The sequence below is a fragment of the Variovorax sp. 10L426 genome, assembly GCF_056395305.1.
This window is the reverse complement of sequence record NZ_JBFTJF010000001.1, coordinates 185164-201001: the sequence shown is the minus strand read 5'-3', so window position 1 is coordinate 201001 and position 15838 is coordinate 185164. Positions and strand designations below refer to the sequence as shown.

The window sequence follows — 15838 nt, the reverse complement described above, 5'->3', positions numbered from 1 at the left end:
AGTGGTTCATCGCGGGATGCGGCGCGCGGTCAATGCGCAGCGCTGTTCGCTTCCTGGAGTTTGCGCATGAGTTCATCGAGGTTGAACGAACCGGGCTTCTGGCGCGGCGGGAACTTCTCGAACGCTTCCATCTGATTCGCGACGGCACCCTGCATCGCGTAGATGATGTAGGCGTGCGAGATGACCCAGTCCCAGTAGCTGTTCGAATTCTCGTCAGCGCGCTCGAACGGATCACGGCGCAAGTTGAATATCTTCGGTGCCCGATATCTGACAAAGGGCTCGAACCAGCATTGCAGGGTCTTCGCCCGCTGCTCCATCAGCACGACCTTCCAGTCTTTCATGCGGATGGCCATGATGTCCCCGTCGTCGCTGATGTAGAAGAAGAACTGCCTCGGGCTTTCCTGCACCTGCCCGGTCAGGTACGGCAGCATGTTGTAGCCGTCGATGTGCACCTTGAAGCTCTTCTCGCCGATCTTGCAGCCCTTGAGGAGCTTCTCCTTCACGTCGTCTTCGCCGACCGCAGCCAGCAGCGTCGGCAGCCAGTCCTGGTGGGACACGATGCCGTTGATGACCGTCCCGGCCTTGAACTTGCCGGGCCAGCGGACAAAGCACGGCACGCGCCAGCCGCCTTCCCAGTTGGTGTTCTTCTCGGCCCTGAAGGGCGTGATGCCCGCATCGGGCCAGCTGTTGTAGTGCGGGCCGTTGTCGGTGGAGTACATGACGATCGTGTCGTCGGCGATGCCGAGCTGGTCCAGCTTGTCGAGCATCTCTCCGATGTGTTCGTCATGCGCGACCATCACGTCGTTGTAGTCGCCCTGCCCGCCGCTCTTGCCCTTGTGCTTTTCCGCGCAATGGGTGCGGAAGTGCATGGCCGTGGTGTTGTACCAGAGGAAGAAAGGCTTGCCGTCGGCGTGGCACTTGTCGATGAACTTGAGCGCCCTTTCGGTCGTTTCGTCGTCGATGGTTTCCATGCGCTTCTTCGTCAACGCGCCGGTGTTCTCGATCGTCTGTCCGCCCTTGCCGTCGGCCAGGCAGTGCAGCACGCCGCGCGGACCGAAGCGCTTCTTGAACTCGGGGTCCTTCGGGTAGTCCGGGTCCTCGGGCTCCTCCTCGGCGTTGAGGTGGTAGAGGTTGCCGAAGAATTCGTCGAAGCCATGCAGCGTGGGCAGGTACTCGTCCTTGTCGCCGAAGTGGTTCTTGCCGAACTGGCCTGTTGCGTAGCCGTGCGGCTTCAACATCTCGGCGATGGTCGGGTCTTCCGCGTGCAGACCTACGGCGGCACCCGGCATTCCGACCTTCGTCAAGCCGGTCCGGATCGGGTTCTGGCCGGTGATGAAGGCCGCGCGCCCGGCCGTGCAGCTCTGCTGGGCGTAGTAGTCGGTGAAGGCGACGCCCTCGTTGGCGACGCGGTCGATGTTGGGTGTGCGGAAACCCATCTGGCCTCGACTGTTGTAGCTGATGTTCCACCAGCCCACGTCGTCGCCCCAGAGGATCAGGATGTTGGGCTTCTTCGTCGTCGTCATGGTTAGTCCTCGCTAGTGAAGAGGTGTCGGATCACCCCGGAATTGCACCGGTCAAAATTCTCATGACACGGGTCCGCGAATGCCATCCGAGTGCACACGCAGCACCACGTACGTGATTTTTTCTCTCGTGCTCAGAGCGTCCTGAACACGATGCTGAAGAAGATCGATACCCCCACCACGAGCATGATCAGCGCCATGACGAATGAAGGCTGAAAGAGCCGCAAACGCTTGAGTTGCTGCAGCTCCTTGATGTGGACCCAGTACTCGATCACGCCCATCAACATCGCCAAGGTGCCGAGCCCCGACAGGAAAAGGCCTGCGTCGCGTGGCAGACCCGCTCTCGTCGGCATGGTGCTCTGGCTGATGAGCGCCTCCAGAACCTTGTAGATCGTGAAGCCGAAGCTGATCATCGAGAGCGCGGTCCGCGTCCACGCCATCAAGGTCCGATCCGCCGCCATGACGGTGCGAGAAACCGCCAGGTCCGTGTTCGTCTGCGCCGCCGAGGCAGAGGCAGGGGCCGACGGTGGCGGCGGTGCCCGACTCGGGATCGATGGACGTCGTGATGAGGAGCTCATGGAAGGCCGCCGGGACAGATTGAAGTGCGAGAGGAAGACTAGGCGCTGATCGACGCCGGGAGAATCGTGGCGGACACGGCTTCATCACGTACGTGGTGGTCAGTACGCGCAGGCATAGGCAGCGCCGCCTGCGGCATCCAGAATCGTCAGGCGATAGTCGCTCCGTCAGCCAACCACCGGGAGTTCGACATGGTGTTCCTTGAAGTCGTACATCGGGCGCTCGAGTTGCTTCCCGTCCTTGCGAGGATGGCGATCTTCATGGCGCTGATCCTGGTGATGCCGCACATCGCGCGCCTCCTTCGTGTGCCGGTGGTGGTCGGGCTGCTGTTGAGTGGCGTGGTGCTCGGGCCGCACATGCTCGATGTCTTTCCCAGGGATCATCCGATCGCACAGTTCTTCTCGGAGCTCGGCATGCTGCTGCTGATGTTCTTTGCCGGCCTCGAGATCGATCTGGAACTGTTCCGTCAGAAGCTCGCGCGATCGATCATCTTCGGCGTGGTCACGACCACCGTTCCGCTGGTGCTGGGTGCGCTCGTGGCCAGTTGGCTGGGATACCAGCTCCTGCCCGCCATCGTGGTCGGGTCGCTGCTGGCTTCCCACACCTTGCTCGCGCTGCCCATCGTCACGCAACGCGGGTTGACGCGAACGGAGCCGGTGGTCGTCACGATCGGCGCCACGATGGTGTCGGACACCTTGTCCCTGCTGGTCTTCGCCGCCTGCGTCCCGATGTTCGTGAGCGGGTTCTCGGCATCGGGCCTGGCGTTGCAGGTCTTCGAGATCGTCGCGTTCGTCGCCTTCGTGCTGGCTGGACTGAGTCGCGCGGCGGCCTACATCCTGAAGAGGGTGGAGCATGACGAGGAAACCTACTTCGTGATCATGCTGGCCATCCTCGCGATCACGGCGCTGCTGGCTCAGGCCATCAACCTGCCGGGCATCGTGGGTACCTTCATGGCAGGCCTGGCGGTCAATGCCGCGGTGAAGGACAAGCCCGCCAAGAACAAGCTCGAATTCATGGGCACCACCTTGTTCATCCCGGTCTTCTTCGTCGTCACGGGCTTTCTGATCGACCCGCTGGCGTTGCTGCGAAGCCTGTCGGCGGATGGGGTCCTCGCGGCCGGCATCATCGGTGCGCTTTTCGTCGGCAAGCTGGCCGCGTCGGAGGGCTGCGGGCGGGCGTTCGGCTATCTTTCCGATGCGCGGATGACGATGTGGTCGTTGACGTTGCCGCAGGTGGCGGCGACGCTCGCAGCCGCATTGGTCGCCAAGCAAACGTTCAACGCAGCCGGACAGCCCTTGCTCGACGGGCGGATGTTCGATGGCGTGTTGATCATGGTTCTGTTCACGTCCATCGTCGGGCCCCTGTTGACGGAGCGCTTTGCGCAACGCGCGTCGGTGGTCGAGCGGGGCTACCCGGCGCCCTGACGCGAATTCGCAGGGGTCTCGACCGCCGCCGGCGCGGTGCGCACGATGCATCGGAAGCCGAGGTGCGAGGTCGAGGTGTCGACCGGCTGCGCCATGCGGGCGGCGGGCCGGTAGCGGCGACAGTAGTTCGGCGCGCACAGGTGCGAGCCTCCCTTCATCACCTTGCGCGGGATCGGCAGCTGCGGCATGCCCGGATCAAAGCTCTGCGCCATCGATGCGCCACGCGGGTTCAGTGGAATGCAGCAGGCCTTGCGCTGCTCGTCCGGGTGGCGCGGCGCATACCAGCTGTCGGTCCACTCCCAGACGTTGCCGATCATGTCGTGGAGACCGTAGGCGTTGGCCTCGAAGCTGCACACGGGCGAGGTGCCCACGAAGCCGTCCTCGGCCAGGTTCTGCCACGGAAACTCGCCCTGCCACGTGTTGGCCTGGTGCCGACCGCCGGGGGTGAACTGGTCACCCCACGCGTACTCGGCGCCATCCAGCCCGCCGCGGGCGGCGAACTCCCATTCGGCCTCGGTGGGGAGCTGCTTGCCGGCCCACTTCGCATAGGCCTCCACATCGCTCAAGGCGAGGTGCACGACGGGATGGTCGTCCTTGTCCGCGATGGTGCTGCCCGGGCCCTGCGGCTGGCGCCAGTTGGCATCGGCGACGAATTGCCACCACTGGTAATGATCGTGCAGGCTCACGCGATGAGGCGGCGGCACGAAGACCGATGAGGCAGCCTTGAGCATCTCCGGCAGCGCGCCGGGGTAGTCCCCGGGATTGGGCGGCAACTCGCAGAAGGTGACATGGCCGGTCGCCTCCACGAAGGACCGGAACTGCGCGTTGGTCACCGGGGTCGCGTCCATCCAGAAACCGTCGACTGTCACGCGATGGGCTGGCGCTTCCTCGGGGTAATGGTGATCCGAACCCATGCGGAAGGTGCCGCCGGGTACCCATCGCATGCCGGGAGAGGGAGAAGCGATGGCGTTGCTCGATGCGAGTTCTTCAATCTTCATGAGGTCGAATTAAAACTTGAATCCGACGCCCGCATAGAAGCCGCCCAGCGCCACCTTGTTGAGAGCGTGCTCGTCGAGCTTGACGGCCAGGTGGCGGTAGCCGAACTTGAACGAAGTCGTGGGCGAATACGCATAGCTGGTTCCGAGGATCGCCTGCCAGCTCGATGTCGAGTTGCCTTCGCCGCCATCCAGGTAGCCCATCAGGGTCCATTTGTCGCCAACCGGCATGAGCGCACGCACGCCGATGATTCCGTTCCACCAAGCCGCGGAATTGTCAAACCGTCGTCCCGGCCCGACCAGGCTGGGCGGGACGTCGAGAGTGCTGTTTGCGTCGATGTAGCGGGCGCCGCCCAGCACATCCACTTGCACCGTAGGGTTGTCGACGAACCGATAGTAGCCGGCCATGGTGACGACCGTCTGGTCGTACTTCAAGTTGTAGCCACCCGCCAGTCCGCCCAGAAACTGGTTGGATACGCCGAGCTTCACGTACATGATGTCGAGCAGCCCGCCCCAGGGGCCCTTGCGGGCCTCCAGCGTGCCCATCGCGCCGAAGTCGAGCGCATCCAGCACACTGCTGCTCTTGATATGGACGGTGCTTCCGGGCAGCGGACCGAGCTTGATGTCCGAGCGAATGCCGGCGAACCACAGGTAGGGGACGAATTCGAATTGCCATGCGTCCGCCGAAGCCAGGTTCTGCGCGGCCGCGGGCAGGCCCGCGAGCAGCGAGACCAGACCGATTGCCGTGATGGAAAGGGTGTTCGAGCGTGCCATGGCCTTGCAAGGAAAATCAGGATCCCGCGCGCAGCTGGGCGAATCGCCGGGCGAACACGGCGGACCACTTGTTGAAAGCATCCTGTGCGTAGGTCCAGCTCTGGAACGAGCTGGCGTAGCCGTCCAGCCACGCCTGCGCCGCCGTGGATGCGCCGCTGTTCAGGTCCGCCGCGTACTTGAGTCCGATCTCGGTGTCGGCGCATTCGCCGACCACGGCGCCGGTGGCGCCGTCGCGAAACTGCGCTTCGAGGCCGGTCTGGCCCATGTAGGGTGTCGAGCCGACGGGGCGCCCGGTACTGGCGCCCGACCCCAGTTCGGCCACGAAGCCATAGGGCACGGCGGTGCCCGCGAGGCTCTTGACGGTGTTGGTCGGCACCAATGCCGTCAATGCCAGCCGGACCCGCAGCACGCCCGGTCCGGCGGTGTCGACGATCTTCACTTCCGGGCTCAGATCGCGCACGAGCGCAGCATGAAAGTAGTCCAGCAGCGTCTTGAGATCGCTGGGGTCGATCGGCCGCTGGTCGGCCGTCGGCTTGATGTAGACCTGGATGCGCTCGATCATCACCTTGTCATAGCGCTTCCAATCGACGCCGGACTGGCGCCAGCACAGCAGTCCGCCATCGGCTGAAACCGCCTTGAGCCGGCCCGGCTCGCTCAGGAAGCCAACGTTGCGGACCTTGTCCTTCGAGTTTTCGGACGCCACCACGTCGGCGCCGCCGCCTGGCGCGGCACAACCTGTCAGCTGGGCGGCGCAGATCGCCACGCAGGCCAGCGAAGCGGCGAAGAGGGGAGACGCGTTCATGAGGATTCCTGTTGGGAAGCAGGGGGAAGATTAGGTCCGGCCGCAGGCTGCCGACATCGGGGCGCGCACGACTGCGAATGCAGTGCGCACACGGAAGTCCGTAGGTGCTGCCACGTACTGCAGGCGACGGCATGGCGTTCGCGCGGTTAGTGTCCGGACACCAGGGTGGCTGCCCGAAGCTCGTTGTACCGAGCGACGAAATTGACCAGCACGCTCGCCGTCCAGGCGAAGGCAAAGATGCCCGACATGGCAATGATGGGCGCCACGACGCGCCAGGCGCGCGGCAGCGAGAACGGCTCTCCGAGTGCGGTGTAGCAGTTGGCTGCGAAGTAGGTGGCACTGGCCCAGTTGCCGACGATCTCGCCGAAGACCAGCGCGGCCGCCCATACGACCACTTCGGCCAGATGCAGCACCAGCATCGCCATCACCGCGGCGGCAAACAGCAGGTCGGTCCGCCACAACGATTCGCGCATCCGGATGTCTTGCGATCGCTTCAGAAACGAGTTGGTGATGATGCGGATCCAGAACGCGTGGAACATGATCACCACCACCAGCACGAAACCCCCGAACATGATGTCGGGCAGAGGCAACGCCTGGGTCAGCGCGTTCTCGATCAGGCTGGGGCGGATGTTCGACAGTTCAGACGTGGCCGTCGACAGGGCGCCAGGAAGCAGGTCGGTATCAATCTTCGTGTCGGCCATGGTCGGGCGCGCCGCTCGATGTCACTGCGTCTCCGAGCAGGCGCGGCGCACGGCTGCACACAGCTGTCGGACGCTGACCGGCCGTTCGAGAAAATCGGTCGCGTCCAGCCGCGCGATGTCGACCGCCGTCCGAAACGCCGTGTGCGGGCCCAGCACGATGACCGGCAAGGTGGCGCCCGAGCTTCTGAGTTCGCGCACCAGCCGTAGCGTCGCGGCCTCGTCTTCGTCGGCAGAGGCGATCAGGCAGTGCCCCGGCGCGCGCGGTACTTTCGCGAGCTGCCCGCGGACATCGTCGAGGAAGACCAAGGAGTCCACCCAGCGCACGAGCGCCGATTCGATCCATGCGCGATCGTGCGAATCGGCGGCGACGACATACACGTGTGTAGGCATGAATTCCGACGAGGCGGCACGCATCTCGACTGACACCGCCACGCCACCGTTTGGCAGCGGCATGCCCTTCGGCGCCCGCCGGATCGGCCCTTTCGAATACCCATGGTGAACGCGCGCACGCGGGCAGTCCATCCCGGCGACCACGCAGCGCCACGTACGTAGCGCCCGCGGGCGGTCTAGTCGGGCGAGACCTGGAGATTGAGGCGTAGAAGCTCGGTAATCGAGCCCACGCCCAGTTTTTCGAGCAGGCGACTGCGGTGCTGCTCGACGGTGCGATGGCTGATCGCAAGTTCCTTCGCGATCACCTTGCTTGGCAGGCCCCTGAGCGCCAGTGTCATCACTTCGCGCTCGCGCGGGCTCAGGGCCGCGATGCGGCTCGCCAGGGCCTGCTGCGTGTCCCCGCTATACGGACGCGGCGCTGCATTGCGGCGCAGCGCTTCGTCGATGGCATCGAGCAGCTGTTGCTCGCGGTAGGGTTTCTGCACGAAATCCACCGCGCCCTCCTTGACCGCCTTGACCGCCATGGCGATGTCGCCGTGGCCGCTGATGAAGACGATCGGGATGGTGGCGCCCATCGCGTGCAGTCGCTCCTGCAGCGCCAGGCCGCTCATGCGTGCCATGCGAACGTCCAGCACCAGGCAGCCAGGGCGCGCGGGATCGAAGACGTCGAGGAATTCGAGCGCCGAACTGAAGGTCTCGGTGGGCAGGCCGACCGAACTCACGAGTTCCTGTACCGAGTCGCGATAGCCCTCGTCGTCGTCGATGATGAATACAGTGGGTTCGGCCATGTCTTTGATCGTCAATCCGCCTGTGCGGCGACCGGAATCGTGAATCGGAAGAGGGCGCCGCCTTCCGGATTGTGCGACGCCCACAGCATGCCGCCATGCGCCTCGAGCAGCTTGCGGCAGATCGCCAGGCCAACCCCCAGGCCGCTCGGCTTGGTCGAGTAGAAAGACTCGAAGATCCGCTCCAGATCGCCTTCGGCAATGCCGCTGCCGGTGTCCGCGACCTCCACCTGGATCTCCTCGCGCTGGTTGAGTGCAATGGAGACGCTGATCACGCGCGCACCGCCGCCATTCTCGATCGCCTCCATCGCGTTGCGCAGCAGATTGAGCACCACCTGCTGCAAATGGATCTCGTCGACCGTGACCGACGGCAGCCCGCTCTTTGCCGACATACGGACATCGATCTCGCGCAGCTCGCAGTCCATCTTCACCATCCCGATGCATTCGGCGATCGCGCGTTCGATGTCGATGAGCTTCGGATCCAGTTCATGCCGCTGCACCATGCTTCGCATGCGCGTGACCACGTCGCCGGCACGTGTGGCCTGTCCGATGACCTTGTCCAGCAGTTCAGACACACGCGGCAGGTCAGGCGCGGATTCGCCGGCACGCCGGCGTGCCGCCAGCGCGTAGTTCTCGATCGCGCCGAGCGGTTGGGTGATCTCGTGGGCGAGTGCGACCGACATCTCGCCCGCCGTATGAACCCGGACAAGATGCGCCAGCCGCTCGCGCCAATGTGCCGCCTCCACCTCCGCGGCGAGCTTGCGGCGCTCGGCCGAATCGCGCGCGTGAAGGCTGCCGAACACTTCGGCCAGTAGGCTGACGCCGGGCATCAGCGCGTCCGGCCACTCGTGCTGGAGCTGCGTGCTGGCGATCGACAAGGCACCGGCGATCCTGCCCGATACGGAGATCGGCACCACCAGCAAGGAGCGCACCCCGGATGCCTGCAATGCGATCCGGTCGACCTCGGCTGCAGACGGAAGATCGCCGACCCGAGGCAGGCGCACGATGTTGCCCGCCGCCAGTCGCTGCATGATCCAGGGGAGATCAGGCGTGTCGCCCACGGCGAACGGCGCCTCAAAGCCATCGGCATGCCAGCGCTGGACGGTGCGAAACGTCGCGTCACCGGATACGCGATCCCAGAGGCCGACCCGTTCGGCTCCCATGAACTGGCCGATCTGGCGCAGGCCGATCCCGATCGCGGCTTCGGTCTGGCCCGGCCCGGCCAGTACCAGGGAGGCCAGGATGCCACTGGCCAGCCGCTCGAACCCGATCGCATTGTCGAGTTGTTCCTGTGTGCGCTTGCGCGCCAGGGCGCTACCGAAAACATTCGCCAGCAGCCGCATGCGACTCAGAAGCTCGTCCGACCAGCTACGTTCCGCACGGACGGAACCGAAGCTCAGGCCGCCATGCAGTTCGCCGGCCACGATGATCGGCATCGTCACATGCGACTTGAGCCCGATGCTGCGCAGCGTTTCCCTGTCGACGCTGGCTTCAGGCGGCAGGTCGTCGAGGCGCTCGAAAACCACCGGCCGGTTGGCCATCGCCATCTTGAGCGCCCAGGGGCTGACTTCGCGCGCCGCAAGGCTCTTGGGCACCGGCTCGATGCCATCCCGAGCGAACGAATGGGTGACCTCGATCCGTCCGCTCAAGGGGAAGACCCGACTGAGGGTGGATCGATCGATGTTCAGCGCAAATACGACGCGCGCCAGGCTGTCCTGGATCGCCGTATCGATTTCCTGGGAGGGCAGGGCGATGAATGTCGCCGACAGATCCGACAGGAGGCGCTCGAAGCGCAGCAAGTCGTGCACCGAAGCCAGAGTTGGCCTTTTCACCTGGGCCACCGGCGAATCGGAAGCGAATCGCATGGCAGCCGGTGTCGCGCAGGCTTCGGAGGGGCGCACGGCCATCGACGACGTCCAGTTGCTGTCAGGGCGCCGATGCTAACGCCGCGATTTGCCGAACGGCAATAGGCCGTTCGGGAGTGTTGTTCTTCGCTATTGCTATGGCTAGTAATTGCCCGTGGCCATGTTGCAACGGTACTGCGCGTTGCTGCATTGCTGCAGTGCCCTGTCCAGATTCCGCTTGCAGTTCTGTTCCGAGGCCTGGACACAGAATTGGTAGTCAGCGTGGGCCGTCTGCTTGCAAGTGCTGAATTGCAACTCGCAGGATGTCTGGCTGCCGCCGTCCCCCTGTGCCGACGAGAACCCTGGCAAAGCCGCCATGGCCAGGACGGCGCATGCGATGGCGATGATCTTTTTCATGGGACTGCCTTTCTCGAGGGAAAAAGCGCACGTTCAACGACGATCGTGCTAGCGAAATCCGATGAATCCCGGACCACCCCATCCGCCCCAGCCACCCCAGTCCATGTCCATCTGATTGATCTGGGCTGCCTCGAGGTTGTTGTTGCTGAGTTGCTTGGCCACCCGCAGCTTTTGATAGTCCTGGTATTGCGTCGGTCCGCCCACGTAGACCAGATTGTTCATCGAATCGGGAATCACGTAGTACGTCTTGCCCTGGTAATTGACCGGCGAGACCTGGTCCTTGGGCAGCTTCGCCAGCATGGCGCGCTGTTCCGGCTTGACGGGCGTGACGACCTTGAAGCCGGAGGCGATGGCCAGGTTGTCGTTGTTGAGCGCGTTGTTGGCACATCCTGCCGCCAGAGCGATCAAGGCGACGGCCGCGAGGTGCTTGAGCGATGAAACGGGAAGGTAGGTCATGGTGGTTACCGGTTGTCGGCTGGTTGTTGGCGCTGGACATGATGGAATGCAACGCACGGAGGCGAAATCCCGGCGGCCACGTAGCAACCACGTACGAGACCCGGACACACCCACGATTTGCCAATACTGGTTACCTCTGGCAAGAATTAGCGGGCCCTGTTACATGTTTCCGGCGTATTCCTGCATTCCTTCGGCCAGCGCATCGAAGGTGGCGCGGCACCGCGGGCTGTTGCGCAGGTCCTCGTGCATCGTGACCCAAGTCTCCAGCTGGAGCGAGAACGACTTCGCAAGCACACGCCGCAGCGAGTCGTCGCGCCTGGCCAGTGCGACCTGACAGAAGCCGATGCCCGCGCCGCAGCGGATCAGCGCCAGTTGCGCGAGATCGCTGTCGGTGCGCAGCGAGAAGCCCTCGCGTCTGTAGGCTGGCAGGGACTTGCCCATGCGCCGGATGAAGTCGGTTGGCTGGTCGTGGCCAATGATCGAGTGGACTTCCAGATCGCGCACGTTGCGCGGGGTGCCGTGCCGGCTCAGGTAATCGCTGGTCGCATGCAGGCCGAGTTCGATCTGCGCCACGCGGCGCGCCACGAGTTGCTCCTGACGCGGACGCGTCATGCGAACCGCAATGTCGGCTTCGCGCTGAAGAAGATCCTGCACGCGGTTGGTCAGCACCAGTTCGACTTTCAGGTCCGGGTGGCGTTCTCGCAGCCGCGCAACGATGGGCGGCAATACCTCGACGCCGACCACTTCGCTGGCTGACACACGCACGACGCCACGCACGCCCTCACCGTGGCTGGAAGCTGCGCGCTCCAGGGAGGCGGCGGTGCTTTCCATGGCCTCGGCGTAGGACCGGAGCGCCAGCGCCAGCTCGGTGGGCATCAGCCCCAGTTGCGACCGCGTGAACAACACGACGCCGAGCGCCCCTTCGAGCGCCGCCATATGGCGGCCCACGGTCGGCTGGGTGATGCCGAGCGCCCGTGCGGCACCGGACAGCGAACCTTCCTTCAGCACGCCAAGAAATGAGCGGTAGAGCTCCCAGCCAATGTCTTCTCTCATACATCAATGTATAGCGGCTGGATGGTTCCATGCAATTTCAATCCGATGGGATACCGCCAAGAATTCGTCCATCAGCAACGAATGGAGAAAAGTCATGAGCAGCAGCAGAACGGTTCTGGTTCTCGGCGCCACAGGGGGCATCGGCGGCGAACTTGCCCGCCAACTGCAAGACGCAGGCTGGCAGGTGCGCGCGCTGAAACGCGGCGCCGAGCAAGCCGTGGAGCGCAAGGACGGCCTGACATGGTTGCGCGGCGATGCACTGAATCGGCAAGACGTTGCCAATGCGGCGAAAGGCTGCTCGGTCATCGTCCACGCGGTCAATCCGCCCGGCTATCGCCGGTGGTCCGAATGGGTGCTGCCGATGCTGGACAACACCATTGCCGCTGCCATCGCCGAAGGCGCGACGATCGTGCTGCCGGGCACGGTCTACAACTTCGGACCGGACGCCTTCCCGGTGCTGCATGAAGATTCGCCGCAGCACCCGTTGACGCGCAAGGGTGCGATTCGCGTGGAGATGGAACAGCGCCTGCTGAAAGCCAGCCAGGACGGCGCGCGCGTGCTGATCGTGCGGGCCGGTGATTTCTTCGGGCCGAAGGCGGCCAACAACTGGTTCTCGCAGGGGCTGGTCAAGGCCGGGCAGCCCGTCAAGACTGTGAGCGATCCCGGCGAGCGTGGCGTCGGGCACCAATGGTCGTACCTGCCCGACGTGGCGCGAACGATGGTGGAGCTATTGGCGCGCCGCGACTCGCTCGGCACCTTCGCGAGTTTTCACATGGCAGGCCACTGGGACGCGGACGGCACGCAGATGAGCGACGCCATCCGGCGCGTGGTCCTGCGCCGCACGGGCAGCGAGCCGCGCGTCTCGGCCTTCCCCTGGTGGCTGCTGATGCTGGCTTCGCCATTCGTGACGACTTTCCGTGAAATGCGCGAGATGCGCTACCTGTGGCGCACGCCGATACGCATGGACAACGCACGGCTCGTCGCAGCCCTGGGGTACGAGCCGCATACGCCGCTGGATCAGGCCGTCGAGGCCGCGCTGGTCGGCATGGGCAGCCTCGCGGCCGAGGGCGCAACGCCTTATTCGAGCAGCGGTTCGAGACCCGGTGCGCTCTCGACCTCCGAGGGCTTGTAGAGCTTGTGCTGCGCCGCAGGGCTGGTTGCGTCCGTCACCACCACGAGGCGCCACGGATCTCCGCGCTTTGCGCACGCGCGCTCTTCACCCGTCAGCTGAAAGCTGGTCATGCCGGGCGAGGTGCCCTTGACCGCGAGCTTGAGCAAGGTGTTGCCCTTCTTGTCCGACACCTCGATGTCGTAGCCGAGCTTCTGGCTCGCGACGTTCTCGGCCTTGTAGCCGTAGCCCGCGAAATGACGCGTCAGGTAGTCCAGCGCGGCCGTCTGGACGTCTTCCCGGGACGCCTGGCCGGACGTGCCCTCCGGCACCACGGCCACTGCGGGAAGGCTTCCTCGCGCCCGTGCGGCCTGGATCTCTTCCTCGGTCGGCTGCCAGCCTTGCGGGCCGCGAACCATGACCGCGAATCTCTGTTCGGGATTCCACGCCGCGATATGCCAGTGCTCGTCGTCCGGCACCCGCGTCGAAACCCTCGCGGCCCTGTCGGTCTCCATATCGAGAATGGCGACACGGTTCGTCTGCAGGACGACCCTCAACCCCTGCCCCGCGTCCAGCGTGCGTTTGAGCAGGTTGAGCCGGTCCTTGGCGCGCTGCATTTGCAGGGCACTGCGCTCGCCGCCGCCAATCCGATGATGGGTGTCCAGGGATTCGAGATAGAACCACCGCCCGCCGGCGCCGACGCTCACGAATTCGGCCCAGACGGTGGCGATGACGTTGTCGCCCGTTGCCAGCCAGGCGTGCTCGGAGGCTTTTTCGCGTGCTTCGAACACGCCCATCCTGGCGATGATCTCGACGGGCGTTCTTTTTTCGCCTGTCAGGCGCTTTTCATTGATGACCGCAAGTACTGCAGGGTCGACTTCTTTGTCCATACGGGAGCATTCAACACAGTTGTGACTGCTTCAAGTATGCCGTGAAGCCACCGCGCGCGAATCTGCTTCGAACGTTGCAAGGCAAGCGGAGGCGGCCCGCATTGGGTAGCATTCGAGCCGTCCTTGAGGAGTTGTCCCATGTGCAAACGATCCGACACCGGAGCGGCAGATGGCTGTACTGCTGAGTGAAATCCAGTGGAGCGAGCCGGTCCTGCCGGCGGCGCACGACAAGGCGTGGGAAGCCGAACTGAAGCGTCGCGGTGCCCAGGTCCTCGAGGTCGACCGCCGGGTTGCACCCAGCCGCTGGCTGCGCGAGGCTGCCTACGAGGCGACGAACTATGTGGGGGTCGCGCTGCCGGAGCGGCTGCTTCGCATCGGCAACATGGTGACGGCCCAGGAGAATTCGTGCCGCTACTGCTATGGCGCGAACCGCGCCTACATGAAGGTGCTGGGCTATTCCGAGTCTTTCATCCAGCAGGTCGAGCGTGACGTGCAGACCGCCGAACTGGACGACAAGGAGCGCGCCTACATCGCCTTCTGCCGCAGTCTTGCGCGATCGAGGCCACGCCCGGCCGCGGCGGAGCGTGCCAAGCTGCTCGAACTTGGCTACACCCCGGCGCAAATCGGTGAAATCGCCTTTGCGATCTCGCTCGGCTGCTTCTACAACCGCGTGAGCACCCTGCTGGCATGTCCGCCGGAGCAGAAGTTCGAACGCATGGCCAGCGGACATTTCCGTTGGCTGCTCGCGCTCATGATGCGGACGATGAAGAAGTTCGCGCCGAGCAGGCCGGAGCAAGCGCCGCAGGATCAGGCTGCGCTGGCTACCGGCCCCTTTGGCGTGGTGGTGGCGCCGCTTGCCGGTCTGCCTGCGGGCAGGGTCGTGAAGGCGGCGCTCGATGGCGCGTTCGAGTCGGGGGTGCTGAGCCGCAACGCCAAGGCGCTGATGTTCGCTGTGGTCGCGCGAACGCTCGGCTGCCCGTATTGCGAAGGCGCGGCGACCCGCATGTTGCTCCAAGAGGGCCTGAGCCAGGCCGAAATCGCAGACGCCATGTCGACGCTTCGCTGCCCCCGACTGGCGCAACGCGAAGCCGGCCTCCTGGCCTGGGCGCGCGACACGGTGTATTACGAACCTTCGTCGATCCAGCAAAAGACACGCGCCCTCGGTGCCGAACTGGGCGCCGATGACGCGCTGCTCGAAGCCATCGGCGTGGCTTCGCTGGCGAATGGAACCGTCCGGCTGGCCATGTTGCTGGAGTGATGGCGCTGACGTGGGTCCTTGCCGCGGTCGGGGTCATCGTCCTTTCGGGCGTCGTGGTGTTCGTTCTGCGCGGCCGTCGCCAGAACGAACAACTCGAGAAGTTGCTGCTGGCGGCCGATGACAGGCTGGAGCGACTGCAACGTCAGTTCGAGCGTTTCGTGCCGGCTGACGTGGTGGAGCGGCTCACCCGTACCGGTGACGCCTTCGCACCCGAGCGGCGCCAAGTGACGATGTTGTTTGCGGACCTGCGCGGCTTCACGGCCCTGTGCGACCGGCTCGATCCCGCAGTCACCGTGAGCATCCTGAACGACTATTTCCGCCACATGACGGTTGCGATCACTCGTCATCATGGTCATGTCACCGAGTTCGTGGGCGACGGTTTGCTGGCCCTGTTCGGCGCCATGGAGGCCAACCCCTGGCAGGCGCGGGACGCCGTACTGGCCGCCCTGGAAATGCGATCGGAACTGGCGCGGTACAACGCCACCTTGCGCGAGAAGGGCCTGCCCGAACTGCGCTTCGGCATCGGCATTCACGGCGGGGAGGTGGTGGCGGGCGTGATCGGCACCGCCGGCCTTTCGAAGTTCAGCGTGACGGGCGATCCGATCAACGTCGCCTCCCGGGTCGAAGGGCTGACCAGCAAGTACGAAGTCGATCTGTTGATCACGGAGGACATTCGCCTCACGGTGGGCGATCAGTTTCGCCTGCGGGCCATGCCGCCGGCAATGGTCAAGGGCAAGGCGGAGCCGATCCAGACCTATTGCGTGGAGGCCGAAGGGTGAGCATCGCCAGCGGCAAGTCTTTCTCGATTGCCCTGCAACCGCCCAAGTGCTTCAATGTCGGCTCTT

General features: G+C 64.6%; 17 protein-coding genes. 4 read left to right on the top strand and 13 right to left on the bottom strand.

What is annotated here, in order from left to right:
- Positions 1-29 precede the first annotated feature (29 nt).
- Positions 30-1523 carry an arylsulfatase gene (locus tag AC1DHL_RS01085; RefSeq protein WP_478096373.1) on the bottom strand — a complete coding sequence of 498 codons (1494 nt, stop codon included), beginning with the start codon at positions 1521-1523 and terminating at the stop codon, positions 30-32.
- A gap of 131 nt (positions 1524-1654) precedes the next feature.
- The gene (locus AC1DHL_RS01080) at positions 1655-2098 is read right to left on the bottom strand and encodes a YidH family protein (RefSeq protein ID WP_478159909.1); all 444 of its coding nucleotides are present in this window, start codon (positions 2096-2098) and stop codon (positions 1655-1657) included.
- A 189-nt stretch (positions 2099-2287) separates the two neighbouring features.
- Here AC1DHL_RS01080 and AC1DHL_RS01075 point away from each other — a divergent pair, with 189 nt between their 5' ends.
- The gene (locus AC1DHL_RS01075; protein ID WP_478096377.1) at positions 2288-3520 is read left to right on the top strand and encodes a cation:proton antiporter; all 1233 of its coding nucleotides are present in this window, start codon (positions 2288-2290) and stop codon (positions 3518-3520) included.
- Here the strand turns inward: AC1DHL_RS01075 and AC1DHL_RS01070 are convergent.
- From AC1DHL_RS01070 to AC1DHL_RS01025, 10 genes are all read right to left on the bottom strand, one after another.
- Positions 3505-4518, bottom strand: a complete 1014-nt coding sequence (locus AC1DHL_RS01070; RefSeq protein ID WP_478159907.1) for a formylglycine-generating enzyme family protein — start codon at positions 4516-4518, stop codon at positions 3505-3507. The genes AC1DHL_RS01075 and AC1DHL_RS01070 overlap by 16 nt on opposite strands.
- 9 nt (positions 4519-4527) lie before the next feature.
- Positions 4528-5289, bottom strand: coding sequence for a porin family protein (locus AC1DHL_RS01065; RefSeq protein WP_478096381.1), 762 nt, complete (start codon positions 5287-5289; stop codon positions 4528-4530).
- Positions 5290-5305: 16 nt separating this feature from the next.
- Entirely contained in the window at positions 5306-6091 is a 786-nt protein-coding gene (locus AC1DHL_RS01060; RefSeq protein ID WP_478159905.1) for a DUF3313 domain-containing protein, read from the bottom strand.
- 146 nt (positions 6092-6237) lie between these two features.
- Positions 6238-6792, bottom strand: a complete 555-nt coding sequence (locus AC1DHL_RS01055) for a hypothetical protein (RefSeq protein ID WP_478159903.1) — start codon at positions 6790-6792, stop codon at positions 6238-6240.
- Between the two features lie 21 nt (positions 6793-6813).
- Positions 6814-7245: a response regulator transcription factor gene (locus AC1DHL_RS01050; RefSeq protein WP_478096387.1), complete on the bottom strand. Its 432-nt coding sequence runs from the start codon at positions 7243-7245 to the stop codon at positions 6814-6816.
- A gap of 113 nt (positions 7246-7358) precedes the next feature.
- The gene (locus tag AC1DHL_RS01045) at positions 7359-7970 is read right to left on the bottom strand and encodes a response regulator transcription factor (protein ID WP_478096389.1); all 612 of its coding nucleotides are present in this window, start codon (positions 7968-7970) and stop codon (positions 7359-7361) included.
- 11 nt (positions 7971-7981) lie between these two features.
- Complete coding sequence (locus AC1DHL_RS01040; RefSeq protein WP_478159901.1) at positions 7982-9874, bottom strand: GAF domain-containing sensor histidine kinase; 1893 nt, start codon at positions 9872-9874, stop codon at positions 7982-7984.
- Between the two features lie 99 nt (positions 9875-9973).
- Positions 9974-10228: a hypothetical protein gene (locus AC1DHL_RS01035; RefSeq protein ID WP_478096393.1), complete on the bottom strand. Its 255-nt coding sequence runs from the start codon at positions 10226-10228 to the stop codon at positions 9974-9976.
- A gap of 48 nt (positions 10229-10276) precedes the next feature.
- Positions 10277-10684 carry a hypothetical protein gene (locus AC1DHL_RS01030; protein ID WP_478096395.1) on the bottom strand — a complete coding sequence of 136 codons (408 nt, stop codon included), beginning with the start codon at positions 10682-10684 and terminating at the stop codon, positions 10277-10279.
- Positions 10685-10843: 159 nt separating this feature from the next.
- Positions 10844-11737 carry a LysR family transcriptional regulator gene (locus AC1DHL_RS01025; RefSeq protein WP_478159899.1) on the bottom strand — a complete coding sequence of 298 codons (894 nt, stop codon included), beginning with the start codon at positions 11735-11737 and terminating at the stop codon, positions 10844-10846.
- Between the two features lie 94 nt (positions 11738-11831).
- Between AC1DHL_RS01025 and AC1DHL_RS01020 the strand changes: the two genes are divergently transcribed.
- Positions 11832-12869, top strand: a complete 1038-nt coding sequence (locus AC1DHL_RS01020) for an SDR family oxidoreductase (RefSeq protein WP_478096399.1) — start codon at positions 11832-11834, stop codon at positions 12867-12869.
- Here AC1DHL_RS01020 and AC1DHL_RS01015 read toward each other — a convergent pair.
- Complete coding sequence (locus tag AC1DHL_RS01015; RefSeq protein WP_478159897.1) at positions 12815-13735, bottom strand: protein NO VEIN domain-containing protein; 921 nt, start codon at positions 13733-13735, stop codon at positions 12815-12817. The genes AC1DHL_RS01020 and AC1DHL_RS01015 overlap by 55 nt on opposite strands.
- 169 nt (positions 13736-13904) lie before the next feature.
- Between AC1DHL_RS01015 and AC1DHL_RS01010 the strand changes: the two genes are divergently transcribed.
- Both AC1DHL_RS01010 and AC1DHL_RS01005 read left to right on the top strand, forming a co-directional pair.
- The gene (locus AC1DHL_RS01010) at positions 13905-14993 is read left to right on the top strand and encodes a carboxymuconolactone decarboxylase family protein (RefSeq protein ID WP_478159895.1); all 1089 of its coding nucleotides are present in this window, start codon (positions 13905-13907) and stop codon (positions 14991-14993) included.
- Positions 14993-15772, top strand: a complete 780-nt coding sequence (locus AC1DHL_RS01005; RefSeq protein WP_478159893.1) for an adenylate/guanylate cyclase domain-containing protein — start codon at positions 14993-14995, stop codon at positions 15770-15772. Before AC1DHL_RS01010 ends, AC1DHL_RS01005 begins: the two co-directional genes overlap by 1 nt.
- Positions 15773-15838: the final 66 nt, after the last annotated feature.

Excerpts from the sequence above, each read along its gene's own strand:
- AC1DHL_RS01005 (WP_478159893.1), top strand. The coding sequence starts at position 14,993 with ATGGCGCTGACGTGGGTCCTTGCCGCGGTCGGGGTCATCGTCCTTTCG.
- AC1DHL_RS01045 (WP_478096389.1), bottom strand. The coding sequence starts at position 7,970 with ATGGCCGAACCCACTGTATTCATCATCGACGACGACGAGGGCTATCGC.
- AC1DHL_RS01015 (WP_478159897.1), bottom strand. The coding sequence starts at position 13,735 with ATGGACAAAGAAGTCGACCCTGCAGTACTTGCGGTCATCAATGAAAAG.
- AC1DHL_RS01070 (WP_478159907.1), bottom strand. The coding sequence starts at position 4,518 with ATGAAGATTGAAGAACTCGCATCGAGCAACGCCATCGCTTCTCCCTCT.
- AC1DHL_RS01025 (WP_478159899.1), bottom strand. The coding sequence starts at position 11,737 with ATGAGAGAAGACATTGGCTGGGAGCTCTACCGCTCATTTCTTGGCGTG.
- AC1DHL_RS01065 (WP_478096381.1), bottom strand. The coding sequence starts at position 5,289 with ATGGCACGCTCGAACACCCTTTCCATCACGGCAATCGGTCTGGTCTCG.
- AC1DHL_RS01020 (WP_478096399.1), top strand. The coding sequence starts at position 11,832 with ATGAGCAGCAGCAGAACGGTTCTGGTTCTCGGCGCCACAGGGGGCATC.
- AC1DHL_RS01050 (WP_478096387.1), bottom strand. The coding sequence starts at position 7,245 with ATGCCGCTGCCAAACGGTGGCGTGGCGGTGTCAGTCGAGATGCGTGCC.
- AC1DHL_RS01055 (WP_478159903.1), bottom strand. The coding sequence starts at position 6,792 with ATGGCCGACACGAAGATTGATACCGACCTGCTTCCTGGCGCCCTGTCG.
- AC1DHL_RS01075 (WP_478096377.1), top strand. The coding sequence starts at position 2,288 with ATGGTGTTCCTTGAAGTCGTACATCGGGCGCTCGAGTTGCTTCCCGTC.
- AC1DHL_RS01010 (WP_478159895.1), top strand. The coding sequence starts at position 13,905 with ATGGCTGTACTGCTGAGTGAAATCCAGTGGAGCGAGCCGGTCCTGCCG.
- AC1DHL_RS01030 (WP_478096395.1), bottom strand. The coding sequence starts at position 10,684 with ATGACCTACCTTCCCGTTTCATCGCTCAAGCACCTCGCGGCCGTCGCC.
- AC1DHL_RS01060 (WP_478159905.1), bottom strand. The coding sequence starts at position 6,091 with ATGAACGCGTCTCCCCTCTTCGCCGCTTCGCTGGCCTGCGTGGCGATC.
- AC1DHL_RS01080 (WP_478159909.1), bottom strand. The coding sequence starts at position 2,098 with ATGAGCTCCTCATCACGACGTCCATCGATCCCGAGTCGGGCACCGCCG.
- AC1DHL_RS01040 (WP_478159901.1), bottom strand. The coding sequence starts at position 9,874 with ATGGCCGTGCGCCCCTCCGAAGCCTGCGCGACACCGGCTGCCATGCGA.
- AC1DHL_RS01085 (WP_478096373.1), bottom strand. The coding sequence starts at position 1,523 with ATGACGACGACGAAGAAGCCCAACATCCTGATCCTCTGGGGCGACGAC.
- AC1DHL_RS01035 (WP_478096393.1), bottom strand. The coding sequence starts at position 10,228 with ATGAAAAAGATCATCGCCATCGCATGCGCCGTCCTGGCCATGGCGGCT.